General features: G+C 75.1%; 15 protein-coding genes and 1 pseudogene. 4 read left to right on the top strand and 12 right to left on the bottom strand.

The features are described 5' to 3' along the window. Positions 1-56: 56 nt before the first annotated feature. On the bottom strand, positions 57-527 hold the full coding sequence (locus ACFWOG_RS08460; RefSeq protein ID WP_329879467.1) for an SPW repeat protein: 471 nt from the start codon (positions 525-527) through the stop codon (positions 57-59). A gap of 204 nt (positions 528-731) precedes the next feature. On the opposite strand from ACFWOG_RS08460, the pseudogene ACFWOG_RS08455 reads away from it, so the two are divergent. Continuing rightward, positions 732-1265 (top strand): annotated as a pseudogene (locus tag ACFWOG_RS08455) (PadR family transcriptional regulator); the annotation flags it as partial. A 145-nt stretch (positions 1266-1410) separates the two neighbouring features. Continuing rightward, complete coding sequence (locus ACFWOG_RS08450; RefSeq protein ID WP_329879466.1) at positions 1411-3111, top strand: acyl-CoA dehydrogenase family protein; 1701 nt, start codon at positions 1411-1413, stop codon at positions 3109-3111. 55 nt (positions 3112-3166) lie between these two features. On the opposite strand, the gene ACFWOG_RS08445 is transcribed toward ACFWOG_RS08450, so the two are convergent. From ACFWOG_RS08445 to ACFWOG_RS08435, 3 genes are all read right to left on the bottom strand, one after another. Continuing rightward, positions 3167-4501, bottom strand: coding sequence for a M28 family metallopeptidase (locus ACFWOG_RS08445; RefSeq protein ID WP_380356103.1), 1335 nt, complete (start codon positions 4499-4501; stop codon positions 3167-3169). A 334-nt stretch (positions 4502-4835) separates the two neighbouring features. Further along, positions 4836-7016, bottom strand: coding sequence for a histidine kinase (locus tag ACFWOG_RS08440; RefSeq protein ID WP_380356068.1), 2181 nt, complete (start codon positions 7014-7016; stop codon positions 4836-4838). Positions 7017-7170: 154 nt separating this feature from the next. Next, positions 7171-7803 carry a response regulator transcription factor gene (locus ACFWOG_RS08435; RefSeq protein WP_329879481.1) on the bottom strand — a complete coding sequence of 211 codons (633 nt, stop codon included), beginning with the start codon at positions 7801-7803 and terminating at the stop codon, positions 7171-7173. A gap of 396 nt (positions 7804-8199) precedes the next feature. Here ACFWOG_RS08435 and ACFWOG_RS08430 point away from each other — a divergent pair, with 396 nt between their 5' ends. Further along, positions 8200-10440, top strand: a complete 2241-nt coding sequence (locus ACFWOG_RS08430; RefSeq protein WP_380356065.1) for an ATP-binding protein — start codon at positions 8200-8202, stop codon at positions 10438-10440. A 201-nt stretch (positions 10441-10641) separates the two neighbouring features. Further along, on the top strand, positions 10642-10851 hold the full coding sequence (locus ACFWOG_RS08425; protein WP_380356062.1) for a hypothetical protein: 210 nt from the start codon (positions 10642-10644) through the stop codon (positions 10849-10851). 159 nt (positions 10852-11010) lie between these two features. Here the strand turns inward: ACFWOG_RS08425 and ACFWOG_RS08420 are convergent, their stop codons facing one another. The 8 genes from ACFWOG_RS08420 to ACFWOG_RS08385 all read right to left on the bottom strand — a co-directional run bounded on the left by ACFWOG_RS08420 (position 11011) and on the right by ACFWOG_RS08385 (position 17190). Further along, on the bottom strand, positions 11011-11190 hold the full coding sequence (locus ACFWOG_RS08420) for a hypothetical protein (protein WP_329879462.1): 180 nt from the start codon (positions 11188-11190) through the stop codon (positions 11011-11013). A gap of 155 nt (positions 11191-11345) precedes the next feature. Continuing rightward, the gene (locus ACFWOG_RS08415) at positions 11346-12470 is read right to left on the bottom strand and encodes an NAD(P)-dependent alcohol dehydrogenase (RefSeq protein ID WP_380356059.1); all 1125 of its coding nucleotides are present in this window, start codon (positions 12468-12470) and stop codon (positions 11346-11348) included. Further along, a complete protein-coding gene (locus ACFWOG_RS08410; protein ID WP_329949146.1) occupies positions 12463-13035 on the bottom strand; it encodes a VOC family protein in 573 nt (190 codons plus the stop codon). Before ACFWOG_RS08410 ends, ACFWOG_RS08415 begins: the two co-directional genes overlap by 8 nt. 79 nt (positions 13036-13114) lie before the next feature. Then, positions 13115-14044 (bottom strand): SDR family oxidoreductase, encoded by a 930-nt coding sequence (locus ACFWOG_RS08405; protein ID WP_329949145.1) that lies wholly within the window; start codon positions 14042-14044, stop codon positions 13115-13117. Beyond that, positions 14044-14913 carry a cupin domain-containing protein gene (locus ACFWOG_RS08400; protein WP_380356053.1) on the bottom strand — a complete coding sequence of 290 codons (870 nt, stop codon included), beginning with the start codon at positions 14911-14913 and terminating at the stop codon, positions 14044-14046. Before ACFWOG_RS08400 ends, ACFWOG_RS08405 begins: the two co-directional genes overlap by 1 nt. Continuing rightward, positions 14910-16217, bottom strand: coding sequence for a zinc-binding dehydrogenase (locus ACFWOG_RS08395; RefSeq protein WP_380356050.1), 1308 nt, complete (start codon positions 16215-16217; stop codon positions 14910-14912). The genes ACFWOG_RS08400 and ACFWOG_RS08395 overlap by 4 nt, the downstream gene beginning before the upstream one ends. A gap of 20 nt (positions 16218-16237) precedes the next feature. Beyond that, entirely contained in the window at positions 16238-16648 is a 411-nt protein-coding gene (locus ACFWOG_RS08390; RefSeq protein ID WP_329879456.1) for a hypothetical protein, read from the bottom strand. After that, on the bottom strand, positions 16645-17190 hold the full coding sequence (locus tag ACFWOG_RS08385; RefSeq protein ID WP_329949142.1) for a hypothetical protein: 546 nt from the start codon (positions 17188-17190) through the stop codon (positions 16645-16647). The genes ACFWOG_RS08390 and ACFWOG_RS08385 overlap by 4 nt, the downstream gene beginning before the upstream one ends. Between the last annotated feature and the right edge of the window lie 30 nt (positions 17191-17220).

The following is a 17220-nucleotide window of genomic DNA, read 5'->3' as shown; positions in this document are numbered from 1 at the left end:
GGGGCGCGGACGGCGGCCTCGCCGTTCCGCGCCCCGGGTCGGGCTTCCCGTGATCGTCAGCCCCTGGCCCGACCGGCCCGGCCGCGCCGCATCGATGCTCCGTTCGACGTCATGGTGGCCATCGAGATGGCGGCGAGCCCCAGCAGGAACATCACGCCGCCCGCGATCATGCAGGTGACGATGTTCTTGCCGCGGTCCACCTCACCGGAGACGACCCACGGAGAGATGATCGTCCACGCGCCGAGCAGGGTGGCCGCCCAGGCCCGCGCGTGGGTGCGTTCGTACGCGGAGCCGTAGCCGGCCATCAGCACGCAGTAGGCGAGTCCGACGATCAGGCAGGTGACGGTCAGCGTGTTGAAGGCGGTGAAGCCGATGATCCACGGCGAGGCCGCCAGGAACAGACCGGCCAGCACGGCCAGGGCCTCGACGGCCTGGGCCCGCGGAGTGAGGGTGAGTCGCTCGTAGTGCTCCCGTAGTTCGACGATGTCCGGATGGTGCTCCATGCCCATCGGAATCTGGGTAGACACCGATACCACCTCCTAGGTTCGGCACATGGAGGGCGCTAGCCCAGTACCATTCTGGCGCCGTTCGACCGTTTTGCACCTTTTCGCCCCGGAAGCTACCCTGCCCCGCCCCCCTCCCCGACGACCCCCGACGACCCGGGTGACCTCCGTCTCACCCTCGCGCGCCGCCATTGCCTATGCAACTCGGTGCATAGCAGGATGCCGTTCATGGCACTGGAGCACGCGATCCTCGTCTCGCTGCTGGAGCGGCCCGGCTCCGGCTACGAACTGGCCCGGCGCTTCGACCGGTCCATCGGCCGCTTCTGGACCGCCACGCACCAGCAGATCTACCGGGTGCTGCGGCGGATGGAGACGGACGGCTGGATCTCCGTCGAGGAGGTCGCCCAGGACGGCCGACCGGACAAGAAGGTGTACTCGGCGGCCCCGCCCGGCCGGGCCGCACTCGCCGGCTGGCTGCGCGAACCCGTCGAACCGGAGACCGTCCGGCACGAGCTGGCCGTCCGGATCCGGGCGGTGGCCTTCGACGACCCGGCCGCGCTGATCCCCGAGGTCGAACGGCACCGCGACGGCCACGCCGCCCTGCTCGCCCGCTACCTGCACGGCGAGCAGCGGGACTTCCCGGCCCCGGACGCCCTCGACGCCCGGCAGCGGCTCCAGCACGTGGTGCTGCGCGGCGGGATCGAGTACGAACGCATGACCCTCGCCTGGCTGGACGACGTGCTCGCCACCCTGCACGACCTCGCCGGTACCGACGTGGACGGCCGGTCCGCCGGCCCGGCGCGCACCGGCCCGGCCGGCGGCACGGACCCCGCCGACCGCACCGGCGGCTCCGCCGCCGACACCCCCTGACACCCCTCCCCACCCTCGACACTCCCGGGAGCCCGCGATGCTCTTCAACCCGCGCACCTACGACCCCACGCAGTTCGACGAGCCGACCCGCCGGCTGCTGCGCACGACCGTGGACTGGTTCGAGTCGCGCGGCAAGAAGGCGCTGATCGACACCTACGTCGACCGCACCTGGTACGCCGACTTCCTCGACTTCGCGGCGAAGGAGGGCCTGTTCGCCGAGTTCCTGACGCCCTCGGCCGCCGACCCGGCCAAGCGCTGGGACACCGCGCGGATCGCCGAGCTCAACGAGATCCTCGGCTTCTACGGCTTGGGCTACTGGTACACCTGGCAGGTCACCATCCTGGGCCTCGGCCCCGTCTGGCAGAGCGAGAACGAGGCCGTCCGGGCCCGCGCGGCGAAGCTCCTGACGGAGGGGCACGTGATGGCGTTCGGGCTCTCCGAGCGCAGCCACGGCGCCGACATCTACTCCACCGACATGATCCTCACCCCGGACGGCGACGGCGGCTTCACCGCCACCGGCTCCAAGTACTACATCGGCAACGGCAACGTCGCGGGCCTGGTCTCGGTGTTCGGCCGCCGCTCCGACGTCGACGGCCCGGAGGGCTACGTCTTCTTCGCGGCGGACAGCCGCCACGAGGCGTACCACCTCGTCAAGAACGTGGTGAACGCCCAGATGTACGTCAGCGAGTTCCGCCTGGACGGGTACCCGGTCCGCGCCGACGACGTGCTGCACACCGGCAAGGCCGCCTTCGACGCCGCCCTGAACACCGTCAACGTCGGGAAGTTCAACCTCTGCACGGCCTCCGTCGGCATCTGCGAGCACGCGATGTACGAGGCCGTCACGCACGCCCGGAACCGGGTGCTGTACGGCCGGAACGTCACCGACTTCCCGCACGTGCGGCGCGAGCTGACCGACGCCTACGCGCGGCTGGTGGCGATGAAGCTGTTCTCCGCCCGCGCGGTGGACTACTTCCGCACCGCCTCCCCCGAGGACCGCCGCTACCTGCTCTTCAACCCGATGACCAAGATGAAGGTCACCACGGAGGGCGAGAAGGTCATCGACCTGATGTGGGACGTCATCGCGGCCAAGGGCTTCGAGGCGGACACCTACTTCGACAAGGCCGCCAAGGACATCCGCGGCCTGCCGAAGCTGGAGGGCACCGTCCACGTCAACCTGGCGCTGATCCTCAAGTTCATGGCCAACTACCTGTTCGACCCGGCCGAGTACGCCCCGGTGCCCGGCCGCCGGGACGCCGCCGACGACACGTTCCTGTTCCGGCAGGGTCCGGCCCGCGGCCTCGGCTCGATCCGCTTCCACGACTGGCGGACCGCCTACGACGCGCACGCGCACGTCCCGAACGTCGCGCGGTTCCGCGAGCAGGCCGACGGCTTCTGCGAGCTGCTGCTGACCGCCGCGCCGAGCACCGAGCAGCAGGCCGACCTCGACTTCCTGCTGGAGATCGGGCAGCTCTTCGCGCTGATCGTCTACGGCCAGCTGGTCCTGGAGCAGGCCGCCCTGACCGGACTGGACGCCGACCTGCTCGACCAGGTCTTCGACGCGCTGGTGCGGGACTTCTCCGCGCACGCCACCGAGCTGCACGGCAAGGCGTCGACGACGGACGCGCAGGCCGCGTGGGCGCTGGCGCACGTCCGCCGCCCGGTCGCGGACGGCGCGCGGGCGGCGAAGGTGTGGGGCATGGTCGAGGCGCTCTCCGGCGCGTACGAGATGCAGCCGTAGCCGCACCGGGTGGTCCCGGGGGTGCCGGCCCCGCCGGCCGGCACCCCCGGCGCCGTCAGAAGGTGAGCTTCCAGCTGTCGACGTAGCCGGTGTCCTGCCGGCCGATGTCCTGGACCTTCAGCTTCCAGGTGCCGTTGGCGGCCACGGCGGACGCGTTCACCGTGTACGTGGTCTGCACGTTGGGCGCGGAGTCGTTGCCGCTGGCGTCCTTCAGGCGGAAGGTGGTGCCGTTCGGCGCGACCAGGTCGATGACCAGGTCGCCGCGCCAGGTGTGCTTGATGTCCACGCCGACCTGGAGCGCGGCCGGCGCGTTGCCGGTGCGGCCCGTGACGGCGACGTCGGAGGTCACCGCCGCCCCGTAGTCCGGGATCTGCACGTCGGCGGTGTTCTCGAAGACCGTACCGGTGGGCGGCGTGGTGCTCCCGGCGGCCAGGTTCCAGATCGCGTACGCGATGGCGTCGCTCATCCGGTCCAGCGCGGTGTCGTTGATGTTGGCGGTGGTGTCGCAGGAGGAGTGGTAGCAGCGGTCGAACGGCTGGCCCGCCGTTCCGCCCCACTTCGCGGCCTGCGCGCTGGTCTTGGTGTAGTCGGCGCCGCTGAACAGGCCGCCGACCCGGATGCCCGCGTCCTGGAACGGCGCGTGGTCGGACCGGCCGTCACCCTCGAAGTCCTGCTCGGTGCTGATGCCGAGACCGGCGAAGTAGTTCCGGAACAGGGCGTCGAGCGTGCTGTCGTAGCGGTAGGTGAAGTAGCCCGGGTTGGGCGAGCCGATCATGTCGAAGTTCAGGTACGTGTCGATCTTCGAACGGTCCGCGGCGGACAGGCTGTTCACGTAGTTCTTGGAACCGATCATGCCGTACTCCTCGGCACCCCACCAGCCGAACCGCAGGTGCTTGGAGGGGGTGAGCCCGGCCCGGGAGACGGCGAGCGCGGTCTCCAGGACACCGGCCGAGCCGGAGCCGTTGTCGTTGATGCCCGGACCGCCGGTGACGGAGTCCAGGTGGGCACCGGCCATCACGACGTGCGAGGTGTCGCCACCCGGCCAGTCGGCGATCAGGTTGTAGCCGGTCGCGCCGTTGTAGCTGAAGGTCTTCAGTGTGGTGGTGTAGCCGGCCGCGTCCAACTTGCCCTTCACGTAGTCGATCGAGGCCTTGTAGCCGGTTCGGCCGTGGGCGCGGTTGCCGCCGTTGGCCGTGGCTATCGACTGCAGCTGGGCGAGGTGCGCCTTCACGTTGGCGACCGGGATGTCGGGGGCGGCGGCGAGGGCCGGGCTCACGCCCGCCGAGGCGACCCGGACGGCCGGGGCTTCGGGGGCCGCGACGGCGGCGGGGGCGAGGAGGGCGGCGGCGAGGGTGACCACGGCTGCGGTCGGCAGGGTGGTTCGGCGCAGGCGGAATCGCCGCGGGGCGCGCTCGGTCAAGGGAGGCTCCGGTTTCTGATGGGGCAGAACGGAAGCGCGGCACTTCGCGGGTAAGCGGGGTCGGGTCGCGAAGTTGACGCGACCATGATGATTGGGCCAACTCGCGGACCCGTCAAGAGGGGAGGCCCGACGAGGGGAGCGAGCGGGCCGGTGACGGCGGCCGTTCGGCCACCTCCCGTCACGCGCCGCCGCCGGCCGTCGGCCGCTCCCCGACGACCCCCACCCGACGCCCCCCCACCCGACGACCCCCACTCGCCGTCGGCCGACCGCCGTCGGCTACCCGTCGGTCCCTACCCGCCCTCGGCTACGCGTCGTCCGCTTCCGGCGTGCGGGGCAGCGCCGCCCGGACGAGCGCCCCGCCGTCGTGGTTGACCGCCGTGAAGCCGCCGCCCAGTTCCTCGGCACGCTCGGCCATCGAACGCAGCCCGACGCCGGACCCGTTCGGCCGGTACCCCGCCCCGCCGCCGCCCGCCGCCCGGGCCTCGGGGAACCCACAACCGTCGTCCCACGCCTCGACGACGACGAGGTCCGGCCGGACCCGCAGGGTCAACCGGGCCTTGGCGGCACCCGAATGACGCAGGACGTTGTTCAACGCCTCCCCGCTGATCCGCAGCACGGCCACCTCGACGGCGGCGGGCAGCGCGGGTGGCGGATCGGGATCGAGCACCAGGGAGATCCGCACCCGCGGCCCGTCCAGCTCCGCGACCAGCCGCCGCAACGCGACCGCCAACCCCTCCCCCGCCAGCGCGGCGGGCGCCAACCCCTCCGTGATCCGGCGGAGTTCGACGATCGCCTGGCCGATCCCGGCCGAGACGGCGCCCAGCGACCGGGCCGCCGCGGAGTCCTGCGGCACGGCGGCCCGCGCGGTGTCGACGCCGAGCCGCAGGCCGGACAGCGTGGGTCCGAGCCCGTCGTGCAGGTCGTGCCGGAGCCGTCGGCGCTCCTCCTCCCGGGCCAGCACGATCTGTCGCCGCCCGCTCTGGAGCTCCTCGTAGAGGCGCAGCGAGGCGATCGCGGGCGCGGCCTGGTCGGCGAGGAAGCGCAGCACCTCGTGGTCCTGGGCGTCCAGCTCGGGCTGTCCGGCGCGCGGCGGCGCGTACAGGTCGCCGATCACCGCGCCCTCGTAACTGAGCGGGAAGACCTGGCTGTTGGGTCCCAGCACGCCGACCGAGGCGAGTTCGAGCGGTCCGGTGCGGGTGTGCAGGACCACCCGGGCACCGGGCAGGCCGAGGGCGTTGACCACGGTGTCGCAGAGCAGCGGCGGGGCGTCGGACGGGCTGACGGCGCGGCTCAGGCGTTCGGCGAGCGCCCGCACCACCTGGTAGGGCCGGGCCCGGTCCCCGTAGTAGAACCGGTCGACGGCGCGCACCACCCAGCGGGTGGTGGGGCCGAGCAGTCCGCCGATGGCGAGCGCCCCGGCGGCCAGCAGCTGGGCGTCCGCGGTACTGGCCTGCGGCAGCAGACGGCGCAGCAGCAGGGCGATGCCGAGGTAGCCGGCGATGAGCAGCGCGGTGAGGGCGAGGACGCTGAACATCCGGCGGGTCGCCCGGTCGAGGTAGTGGGAGCGGTCGCGGGTGAAGGCGTAGCCGACCGCGCCGAGCATCCAGAGCGCCGATCCGGCGAAGTACGCGACCGCCGCGACGCTCTCGGAACTCCCCATCCGGAGCGCGATGTTGGTGGTGATCAGCCAGATCAGGTACGGCACGAGGACGGCGGTCACGGAGCGGTGCGGGCTCGCCGAGCGCCGCCAGCGGACGGCCGCCACCGCGAGGCTGGTGACGACGATGCCCCAGGCGACCAGCGTCGCCCGCCACTCGCCGAGCGGCAGCCCCCGGCCGTCCGGGACCAGGACGTCGTCGAAGTACGGGAGCGGGCTTCCGAGGCGGACCACGCACGCGTGCAGGGCGCTCCACGCCGCGATCGCGGCGACGTAGAGGCGGCCGGGCCCACCGGGCAGCCGCCCTTCGGGCAGCCAGAGGGGGAGGGCGAGGGAGATGAAGATGAACAGGGTGACGGACGCGAGCAGCAGGGCCGCGCCGAGCACCTCCACGACCGGACCGGCGTCGGCCGCCGCGCCGGCGAAGAGGACGAACCGGGAGAGGCAGCCTCCGAGGCCGGCGGCGAGCAGGCAGCGGCCGAGGCTGCGGCCGACGGGCGGGGCGGGTGCGACGCTCCCCGGCCGCGGGTGTTCCTCGGGGCCGGAGCGGTGGGCGAGGATGAGCAGCCCGGAGAGCGCGAAGGCGAAGCCGAGCAGGACGGTCTCGCCGTCGTGGAGGTAGAAGGGCGTGGCCCAGCGGGTGTCCTGGTGGGTGACGGCCAGCAGGACCCAGCCCAGGCCGCCGGCCAGCGTCAGCGCGCAGGCCCAGGCCGCCGGGGGCGGGCCTGCCCGCCGGGTCGCGGTCGGGCCCGGCGGCGCCGGGGCCGGACCGTCGGCCCGGGCCGACGCCCGGTCCGCCCTGTCCGGGGTGACAGCCGGTTCACTCATGGGTGGCCTCCTCCCCCGCATCCTCGGCGTCCTGCCGTCCCGGGGGCGCGGGTCCGCGGTCCGCTCCCGGCCCCGGGTCTGCGGTCCGGCGGCGGGCCCGCGTCCGGGCGCGCCCCCGCCGGTCCCGGGTCCGGCCGGTCCGGGGCACCGCGGGTCAGGCGTCGCCGAGGCCCATGTCGCGGGCCCGGGCGACCGCCTCGGCCCGGGTCGCGACGTGCAGCTTCTCGAAGATGTGGGTGACGTGGTTGCGCACGGTCTTCTCGGCGACCACCAGCTCGCGGGCGATCCGCCGGTTGTCCAGCCCCCGGGCCACCAGGTCCAGGACCTCCGCCTCGCGGGCGGTGAGCGCCGGGAAGAGCTGGCCGGCCTCCCGCACCCGGGCGCCGGCGAGCAGGGTGGTGATCCGTTCGGCCACGTCCGCGCCGAACACGGCGCCTCCGGCCGCGACGGTCCGCACCGCGTGCAGCACCTCCTCCCGACCCGCGCCCTTGACCAGGTAGCCGCGCGCGCCCGCCTGGAGCGCGGCCAGCAGGCTGCCGTCGTCGTCCGCCATGGTGAGCATCAGCACCGGCGGGGCCGGCTGCTCGACGGAGAGCCGACGGGTGGCCTCCAGCCCGGACCCGTCCGGCAGGGACAGGTCCATCACGACGAGGTCCGGACGGTGCCGCGCGACGGCGTCCGGCACGTCGGCGACGCGTTCAGCCTCGCCCACCACGGCGATGCCCTCGGCGCTCTCCAGGGCGGCCTTGAGCCCTTCCCGGAAGAGCGGGTGGTCGTCGACGATCAGGACCCGGACCGGCGGGACGTCCGGTTCCGCGCCGGGGGTGCGGTCCGGACGCCGGTCCTGGGCCCGGACCGGGGCGCGGTCGGGGTGCGGGGAGGGGTCCGGGTGCGGTGCGGGGTCCGGGTGCGGTGCGGGGTCCGGGTGCGGGGGCTCTGCGGAGGGGTGCTCTTCGTCCACCCGGCCGACACTACCAGCGATAGGAGAGTGACTTTCCGTGACATGCGCGGCCCGCCGCCGGGCCGGCCGGCTCCGCGGGGCCCCGCCCGCGGGCACCCCCGGGAAGGACGAGACCGCTGCCCCATGCGCCCGGGACGACGGGCGGCCGAGACTGGATCCCAGCGCTCGGCCCGGCGCCCGGCCGCCGGTGGACCCATCCCCAGTCCGTTTCGAGGCGGTGCCATGACCACGGTGATCTCCCTCCGGCCCCGGTCCAGGCCCCGCGGGCCCGCCCGGGCCACCCCGCACCGGACGCCCGCACAGCGCCGGCTGACCGGCGCCGCGGTCCTCACCGCGCTCTGCCTGGCGATCGCCGCCGCCTGGGTCTGCTACGTGCTGGTCCACCTCGGCGAACCCGGCGTGGACCGGCCCCGCGACCAACTCGCCATCCTGCTCTACGCCCTGCCGACCGCCGGCGCCGGAATGCTGCTGCACGCCCACCGGCCGGGAAGTCCGCTCGGCTGGGTGATGCTCGTCTACGCGCTGACGTCGATGCTGCCGAGCGCCGCCGCCGCACCGGTCTGGGTCGAGATCTCCGATCCCGCGATCGTGGGCGCGACGGCGGTCGTACGCGGGGTCTGCGACACGGTCAGCCAGACGCTGTTCTACGTGCTGCCGCTCTGGTTGCCGGCCGGACGCCTCACCACCCGCCGGTGGTGGCTCTACATCGGCGCGGTGGCGCTCTGGGTGATCCCCGACGGCCTGTCCTTCCTCGACCGGACGACCGTCTTCGGCCGCCCCGGTCCGCTCGCCGGCTCCGAGCCGGCGAGCTTCCTCGGGTCCGTCGCGGACCACCTGGACGGCCTCTACGACCCGGTCAACTACCTGCTGGTCGGCATCGCGGCCGCCGTCCTGCTGGCCCGGCTGGTCCGGCCCGTGCCGGGCCGCGACGGCGGGACCGCCACCGCGCTGCCGCGGCACCGGGCGCACGTGGCGGGGATGCTGGGCGCGTACCTGCTCTGGGCGGGCATGCAGGACTACTACACCCGCCGGTACCCGTACGAGTACTGGCTGAGCTACTCGCTGTTCACCGCGGCGGGCGCGGTCTGGGCCGTCGCCGTCGCGTACCTGGTGGTCCGCGACGGCGGGTGGCGGCTGGACCGGGCGGCACGCTCGGTCCTGACCGGACTGCTGCTCGCCACCGGGCTCACGGTGCTGTTCGTGGTCTGCGCGGCCGTGCTCTCCGGCTGGCTGGTGCCGGGCCGGGGCGCGGCCGCACTGCTGCTGATCGCCCTGGTCTACGGACTCGGCGCCGGACTGCCGTGGGCCACCCGCCGGGCCGTCGGCCTGGTCGACCGGCTCTACTACGGCGAACGCGCCCAGCCGTACCAGGTGCTGCGCACACTGGCCGGCCAGGTCCGGCAGGTCGTCGAGCCCGAGCGACTGCCGTCCGCACTGTGCACGGCCGTCGCGGCGGAGCTGCGGCTGCCGGGCGTCGCGCTGACCGTCACCACCCGGGCCGGGAGCCGGCCGCTGGCCTCGGTCGGCCGGACCGGCGGGAGCCGCCAGGGCTTCCCGCTGATCCACCAGGGCACGGTGATCGGCGAGTTGACGGTCGGCCTGCGGGCGGGCGAGGAGGAGCTCGACCCGAGCGACGTCGACATCCTGCGCTCACTGGCCGACCAGGCCTCGCCCGCCGTCGCCTCGCTGCGACTCCTGGAGGACCTCCAGGCCAGCCGGGAGCTGATCGTCGCGGCCCGGGAGGAGGAACGGCGCTGCCTGCGCCGGGACATCCACGACGGGCTCGGGCCCGCGCTCGCCGGGCTGCGGTTGCGGGTGGACGACGCGGCCTCGGCCTCGATGACGGGGACCGGGAGCGACGCCGGGGCGGGGACCGGGGTCGGCGGCAGCGGCAGCGGCAGTAGCAGTGACAGTGGCAGTGGTCACCGGCTCACGGAGAGCCTGCAGGGGATCTCGGAGGAGCTCGCGATGGCGATCAAGGAGGTCCGGCGGATCACCGACCGGCTCGGACCGGCCCCGCTCGGCGAGTTCGGGCTGGCCCGGGCCGTACAGCAGCTGGCGGCCACGTTCAGCGGCGACGGCCTCGCCGTCACCGCCGTGGTGGAACCCGAGCCGCTGCCCGAACTGCCCGCCGCCGTCGAGGTGGCCGCGTACCGGATCACCGCCGAGGCGCTGAACAACGTGCTGCGCCACGCCCGGGCCCGCCGCGCCCAGGTGGCCCTCCGGGTGGACGGCGCGAGCCTGACGCTGACCGTCCAGGACGACGGGGTCGGGATCGGCGAGGCGCCGCGGCCCGAGGAGGAACCGTCCGGCGGAGTCGGCCTGCGGTCGATGGCGGACCGGGCCGCGGAGATCGGCGGCAGCTGCACCGTCGACGCGCTGTCCCGGGACAGCGGGACGCGCGTGCTGGCCGTACTGCCCCGCTACCCGTCCCGGAGCGGCGATCCGACCCCGGGCGGATGACGTCGGGCGGATGACCCGGCGGTCTGGGCCCCGGGCGGGCGCCTTCTGGAAGGCTGCGCCGCCGCCACCGAGGGCGACCGGGTCTGGCTGGTCTGGTACTCCGGCACCCGGTCCGACGAGACGTTCCTGACGCGGATCACCCCCTCGACGGGTGAGGTGACCAGCCGGCCGAGCCCCGTGCGCGACCCGGACGGATTCGCCGTGCGCGACCGTCGAGCAGTCCTGACCCGTCGCACCCACGACCAGCGGTCGACCGAGGTCGTGCGGGCCGAACTGGTCGGCGACACCTGGCGGGTGATCGACCGGAGCATCCTGCACGTGCCCGGCCGGGTGGTCAGGCACGGCGGGCAGGGTCGGGACGGCGTGTTGTGGCTTCGCGCCGGCAACACCTGGATCCGTGTCGAGGCGTGACCGCCCCGGAGGCGCGCAGCTCGTGATCCGCGGCGCCGCCTCGACGGCGTTCCCGCCGGGCGGGCGGTCTCCGCACAGGCTGCCGCCCCCGGCGCTGGCGGCGCCGGGGGCGGAGGCAGGGGACGAGTGATCGGGGGACGGAGGAGAACCGAGGGGTGATCAGCCCTTGCAGTCCTTCTCGCCCGGCTTGCAGCGTCGCGCGGAGTCCGCGGCCTGGACCGCGGGGCCCGCCTTGGCCGCCGCGCCGACGACGGCGCTCCGGATGACGGCGGTGGCTGCGGCGAAGCCGACGATTACGGACGCGACGCCGAGCGTCTTCGTTGCCGTGTTCGTTGCCATGGATGATGCTCCAGATTCTTCGCTTCCGAGGGGTCGAGCCGATCGGCCGCTCTTCCTCCACTCTGGGCGGACCCGCGCCCCGGGCGCATGGGCCCGCCGTCCCGTTCCGGTCCCAGAACGGGCCCGGCAGCCGGGACGGCGGTCGTCGTCGCAGGTCAGGGCAGGGTCAGCACCGGCTTCACCACCTCCCCCGCCTCCGCCGCCTCAGCCGCCTCCTCGATCGCCGCGAACGGGAAGGCCCGCACCAGCCGGTCCACCGGCAGGCGGCCCGCACGGAACAGGTCGACCAGGGCCGGCAGGAACCGCCCGGGCACGCTCGCCCCCTGGTTGACGCCGACGATCCGGGGCGCCCGGGCCAGCAGCGCGGGAACGTCCAGGCCCACCTCGCTGCCGGCCGGCGGCGCGCCGACCACGCCGCACGTCCCGCCGACGGCCAGCGCGTCCACGGCCTGCCGCAGCGCGCGGACGCTCCCACTGGTCTCCAGCGTGTGGTCGGCGCCGCGTCCGCCGGTGAGGTCCAGGACCGCCGCCACCGGGTCGTCGGCGCCCGCGTCGACGACGTCGGTCGCACCGAGCTCCCGGGCCAGGGCCAACCGGGCCGGGCGGAGGTCCACCGCCACGATCCGCGCCGCCGGGGTCAGCCGGGCCGCGAGGACGGCGGCCAGCCCGACGGCGCCCGCGCCGAACACCACCACCGTGTCGCCCGGTCGGGGGCGCAGCACGTGGAACACCGCGCCCGCACCGGTCTGCACCCCGCAGCCGAAGGGGGCCAGCAGTTCGAAGGGCAGGGCCGGTCCCGGGACGGCGACGGCGTTGCGTTCGTCCGCCAGCGCGTGGGTCGCGAAGGAGGACTGACCGAAGAAGTGGCCGTGCAGGACGGCCCCGCCGCGGCGGCCGGTGCCGCGCAGGGTGGCGCTGCCGTCCAGCCGGTGGCCGCCGAAGAGGTTGAGCGCGGCCCAGTGCTCGCAGCGCACCGGGCGGCCGCCCAGGCAGGGCGGACAGGCGCCGCAGGAGTCGAACGTCAGGATCACGGTGTCACCGGGCCGCACCCTGGTGACGGCGGCGCCGACCGCGACCACCGTGCCCGCGCCCTCGTGGCCGAGGACCGCGGGCAGCGGGGCGGGCGTGCGGCCGGCCCGGACGCTGAGGTCGGTGTGGCAGATCCCGACGGCGCGGATCCGGACCAGCACCTCGTCGGGGCGCGGGTCGTCCAGCAGGACGGTCTCCGGCTCGAACGGTCCGCCCCTGGTGTCCACCACGGCGGCGGTGGCCTCAATCATCGCCGCTCCCGGGCGCGTCGGCGGACGCCCACGGGGTGTCGGGCGTGAACAGCCGGTCGCGCGTGGCGCGTTCGTAGGGCATCCCGGGGGGCATCGCCAGCACTTCCAGCTGGAGGCCCCAGGGGGTGCGGAAGTACACCCAGCGGTCGCCGTCGATCGGGCCGCCGTCGGCGACGGTCTGCGGTTCGCCGAGGACCTCGACCCCCGGGCAGCCCCGCAGGTAGGCGACGGCGCGGTCGACGTCGTCCACCGCGATCGCCAGGTGGTGACCGCCCCAGTCACTGTTGGCGGGCAGCTCGTGCCGCTGGCCCGGGGCGGTGTACTGGAACAGCTCCAGGTTGCTGACCGGGCCGAGCCTCAGCATCGCGATGTGCGCCACCGCCTCGCGGTGGACGCCGAGTTGGCGGGCCATCCAGTCGCGGTCACCCTGCGGTGCGGCGACCGGCCCGACGCGGTAGAGCAGCCGCGCACCGAGCACGCCGGTGAAGAACGCCACGGCCGCGTCGAGGTCGGGCACGGTGTAGGCGACGTGATGGACGGCGCGGGCACCGGGGATTCCGGTCATGGCGCACTCCTCTGCGAAGTCGGTCGTCAGGTCGGTCGTCAGGTCGGTCGATTCGTCCGGTGGTCGGGCCGTCAGATCGTCAGGCCGGTCGCCCCGCCGGGTGCCGGGCGTCGCCGGGCCGCTCGTGCGCGGCGTCGCGCTGGTTCGCGACGGCGCTCATCAGGCTGAGGCCGCCGTCGACCGTGAGCGAGATGCCGGTGGTGTAGGCGGCGTCCGGCCCGGTCAGGTGGACGATGGCCGCGGCGACCTCGGCGGCCCGGCCCGGGCGGCCCACCGGAATGGCGGGACGAGGAGCGAACCGGGCCGGCCGGGCGGCGTCGGCGGGCGTGCCGGGGTCGGCTCCGTCGGCTCCGTCGGGTGTGTCGTACTCGTCGGTCGCGCCGTTCATCCGGGTGGCGGTCTCGCCGGGGCTGACGGCGTTGACGGTGATCCCGTACGGGGCCAGTTCCAGGGCGAGCACCTTGGTCAGCTCGCCCAGCCCGCCCTTGGCCGCGCAGTAGGCGGCGCCGCCGACGATCGGGGTGAACTCGTGGACGGAGGTGACGTTGACGATCCGCCCCCCGCGCCCCTGCCGGACCATCCGGCGGGCAGCCGCCTGGGCACAGGCGAACGGGCCGCTGAGATCCACCGTGAGGATCCGCTGCCAGTCGTCCAGCGTCTCGTCGAGCACGGGTGAACGCCGGTTGACACCCGCGCAGTTGACCAGGATGTCGAGCCCGCCGAGCCGGTCCGCCGCGCCGTGCACGGCCCGGGCGGCGGCGGCCGGGTCGGCCAGGTCAAGCGGCAGCAGCACGGTCCGCCCGCCGGCCAGGGCGGCGGTCCGGCCGGCGGCGGCGCGGTCGGTCCGGTAGCCGATGGCCACGGTGTGGCCGGCCCGGGCCAGCGCGACGGCGGTGGCCCGGCCGATACCGGAGCTGGCGCCGGTGACGATCGCCACCGACGGCGCCGCAGCGGCTCGCCCGCGTCCGCCGGCGGGCCCTTCCCGGCGGTCGGGGTGCCCGGTGTCCATCAGGCCACCTCCGGCACGTCGGCCGGACGGACCTGGTAGCCGGCGCCGGTCAGGCTCGACGCACCCAGGTAGCCGTACAGCGTGGCGGTCGGGCCGGCCGGGCCGGTCCGGAACCCGTGCCACTCCCCCGCCGGGACGAACACCAGGTCACCGGCCCGGAGCGGGACTTCGGCGGTCTCGGTGAGATGGCCGCCGCCTCCGGACATCACCAGGAAGAACTCGTCGGCGTGCGGGTGGCGGTGGAGGTCGTGGCCGCCCCCGACCGCGAAGGTCGAGGCCGCGACGGTGAGCCGGCGGGCGCCGACCGTGTCGGCGGTGGCGAGCCAGCGCACCTCCATCCCCGCCGAACCGGCGATCCGGCCCGCGGCGCCCGGCTCCCGCAGGACCGGGCCAGCCTCGCCCGCCCGGCGCGCGGCGGGAACGGTCCCGGCGGCGGGAACGGTCCCGGCGGCAGGAACGGTCCGGGCGGCAGGAGTGGCGGGGGCGGTGGGAGCGTCAGAAGCGGTGGGCCTCGGCGGGCCCAGCGGGACGGGGTACGGGAGCGGCGCGGGCCGGTCGTCGGCCACCGCCCGCGGCCGGACGGTCAGGACGGCCGCGGGCGCACCGGGCAGTGCCGTGATGCCGCAGGAGCTGCCGGGCGGGTGGTACAGGCCCTCGCCGGGGCCGAGCACACGCCCGGCCGACCGGATCCGGCCGGAGAGGACCACCGTCACCGACTCGGCCACCCTGGAGGGGTGTTGCTCGACCCGGACCCCCGGCGGCAGGGTCTCGACGGTCAGCCCGCCGTGGACCGAGGGCAGGTGGAAGGGGTCGATGAGTCGGCGGAACGCGGGGGCCGTGCGGGGCACGGCGGCGGGTACGAGGATCACGCGAGGTCTCCTTGCACAAAGGGAGTCGTGGGAGTCGGGGGAACCGTGGAAGTCGGGGGAACCGTGGGGGTCGTGGTGGCCGGACCGGACCGGGGCTCCCGGCGGGGCCGTCCGGTCGGGGCGGACCGGCGCCCGGGGCCGGCCGGACCGGGGACGAACGGGGTCGGGCCGCCGACGCGGCCGAAGTCGAGCAGGATCTTGGGCGGGCCGCTGCGCCCCTCGGCGAGCAACCGGAAGGCCGCCGGCCCCGCGGCCGGCGGCAGGACGGCCGCGATGAGCGGTTCCGCCACCAGCACGCCGTCACGGAACAGCCCGAGCGTGCGGTCGTAGTGGTCGAGACCGTGCCGGACCCCGATCACCTCCAGTCCACGCAGGGCGAGCCGACCGGGGGCGAAGTCCGGGTACGGCTGCCCGGCCACGCCGATCACGGCGAGGCGTCCGCCCGGTTCCAGCAGTTCCAGGCCCAACCCGAACGCCTCGACCGCACCGGACGCCTCGACGGCGAGGGCGTAGCGGGCGCCGGCGGTGCGCGCCTGTCCGGGGGTCAGGGCGCGGCGCGCCCCGCAGCGCAGGGCGAGGTCCCGTCCGGCCGGGTCGATGCCGACGGCGTCGACGGATTCGCCTAGCCGGGCGGCGAGTTGGACGGCGAGCAGTCCCATCGTGCCGGTGCCGATCACCGCCACCCGGTCGCCGAGCCGGCAGCGGGCCTGCTCCAGGCCCGCCACCACGGTGACCGCCGGCTCGGTCAGCACCGCCGTCCGGTCCGGTACCTCGTCCGGGACTCGGGAGAGCGAACGCTCGGGCATTTGCACGTACTGGGCGGCGGCGCCCTGGCGACCGTAGAGGCCGACCTCGGTGAGGCGTTCGCAGAGCGGACGGCGGCCCTGCCGGCACATCCGGCAGAGGCCGCAGTGCACCATCGTGTGACCGACCACCCGGTCGCCGGGCGTGAGCCCGGCGACGTCGCGGCCCACCTCGACGACCGTCCCGCACCACTCGTGCCCGGGGACGATCGGGTAGCCGGCCCGTCCGTCCCGCAGGTAGGCGGCGGTGCCGTGGAGAAGCTCCAGGTCGGTGCCGCAGAGGCCGACCAGGGAGGTGCGCACCGTGACCGCGTCCGGCCCGGGTGCCCCCGGTCGGGGCACCCGGGCGAGGGCGATCCGGTGCGGCGCCTCGAACCGCAGGGCGGTCATGGCCCGGCCGGACGCACCCGCCGGGCCCCGGGACGGTGCCGGTCCGGGGGCCGGCACCGCGTTCGGCACCAGGATCGGCACCGGGATCGGCCCGGTGACGGGTCCGGTCACCGGACCTACGGGGCGGCCGCTCACGGTCGGGTCCGTCGTTCGCTGCGGCGCCGGGCCAGGGATTCCCTGGTCGCGGTGGTGCGGCGGGCCGCCGCGAGGCTGAGGCAGAGCACCTCCGCACCGACCGGGCCGGCCTCCAGCACGAGCGTGCGGCCCCGGGTCGCCAGGAGCAGGTCGCCGTCGACGGCCAGGTGGTCGGGCCCGTCGGCGGTCCCGCCGACGAGCAGGGATCCGCGCAGCACGTAGAGGACGGTCTCGGCCTCGGGCTGCCCCGCCAGCGTGTGGTGGGCGCCGGGGCTGAGGCGCAGGTGGTCGAAGGACTCGCACGCGCTGGCGAGCATGGAACGGCGCGCCAGGCAGCGCAGTCGGACGCGTTCGCCGTTCGGGCCGAGGATGACGGCGGCCGAGGCCGTCGCGGTGGTGACGATCACCGGGACTCGCCTCCCTTCGGGCTCGGGGGGTTCTCGGGGCGGTCCGGATGTCCGGGGCGGTCGGCGCCGCCGGAACGGCTACCGCGCTCGGGGTTCTCCGGCGGTTCCGGGTCCGCCCGGTGTTCCGCCTGCGCGGGCCGGTCCGGGTGCACCGGGCGGTGTTCGGTGGTGGGGCGGCCGGCGGCCGGGTGGGCGGCGGCCCGGCCCGGATGCCCGGCGACGGCGAGGACGGCGTGGAAGAACTCCAGACCGGCCGTTCCTGCGGTGAGCACGGTGCCCGTGCCCAGCGGCAGCGTCACGGCGGTGCCCTCGACCAGCGGGATTCCGGAGTCGGGGGCCGTCGACGCCTCCGACCCGGGAGCGGTGGCGGTGCCCGAACCGGCCGTGATGTAGAGGGCGCGTTCGACACCCTCGGCGACGACCTCGGCGCTGCGGCCCGGGTCGAGCCACTGCAGGCCGACGGCGCGGAGCGGTCCGGTCAGCACCCGGCTGGGGTCGACCGCGCCACGTCGGCGGAGGTCGGTGATGACGGTGCCCGTCATGACGGGGACTCCTTCTGCTGTCCGGCGGTC

Origin of the sequence: Kitasatospora sp. NPDC058406, assembly GCF_042722765.1 — a bacterium.
Taxonomy (GTDB): Bacteria; Actinomycetota; Actinomycetes; order Streptomycetales; family Streptomycetaceae; genus Kitasatospora.
This window is presented reverse-complemented; position numbering and strand designations above follow the sequence as displayed.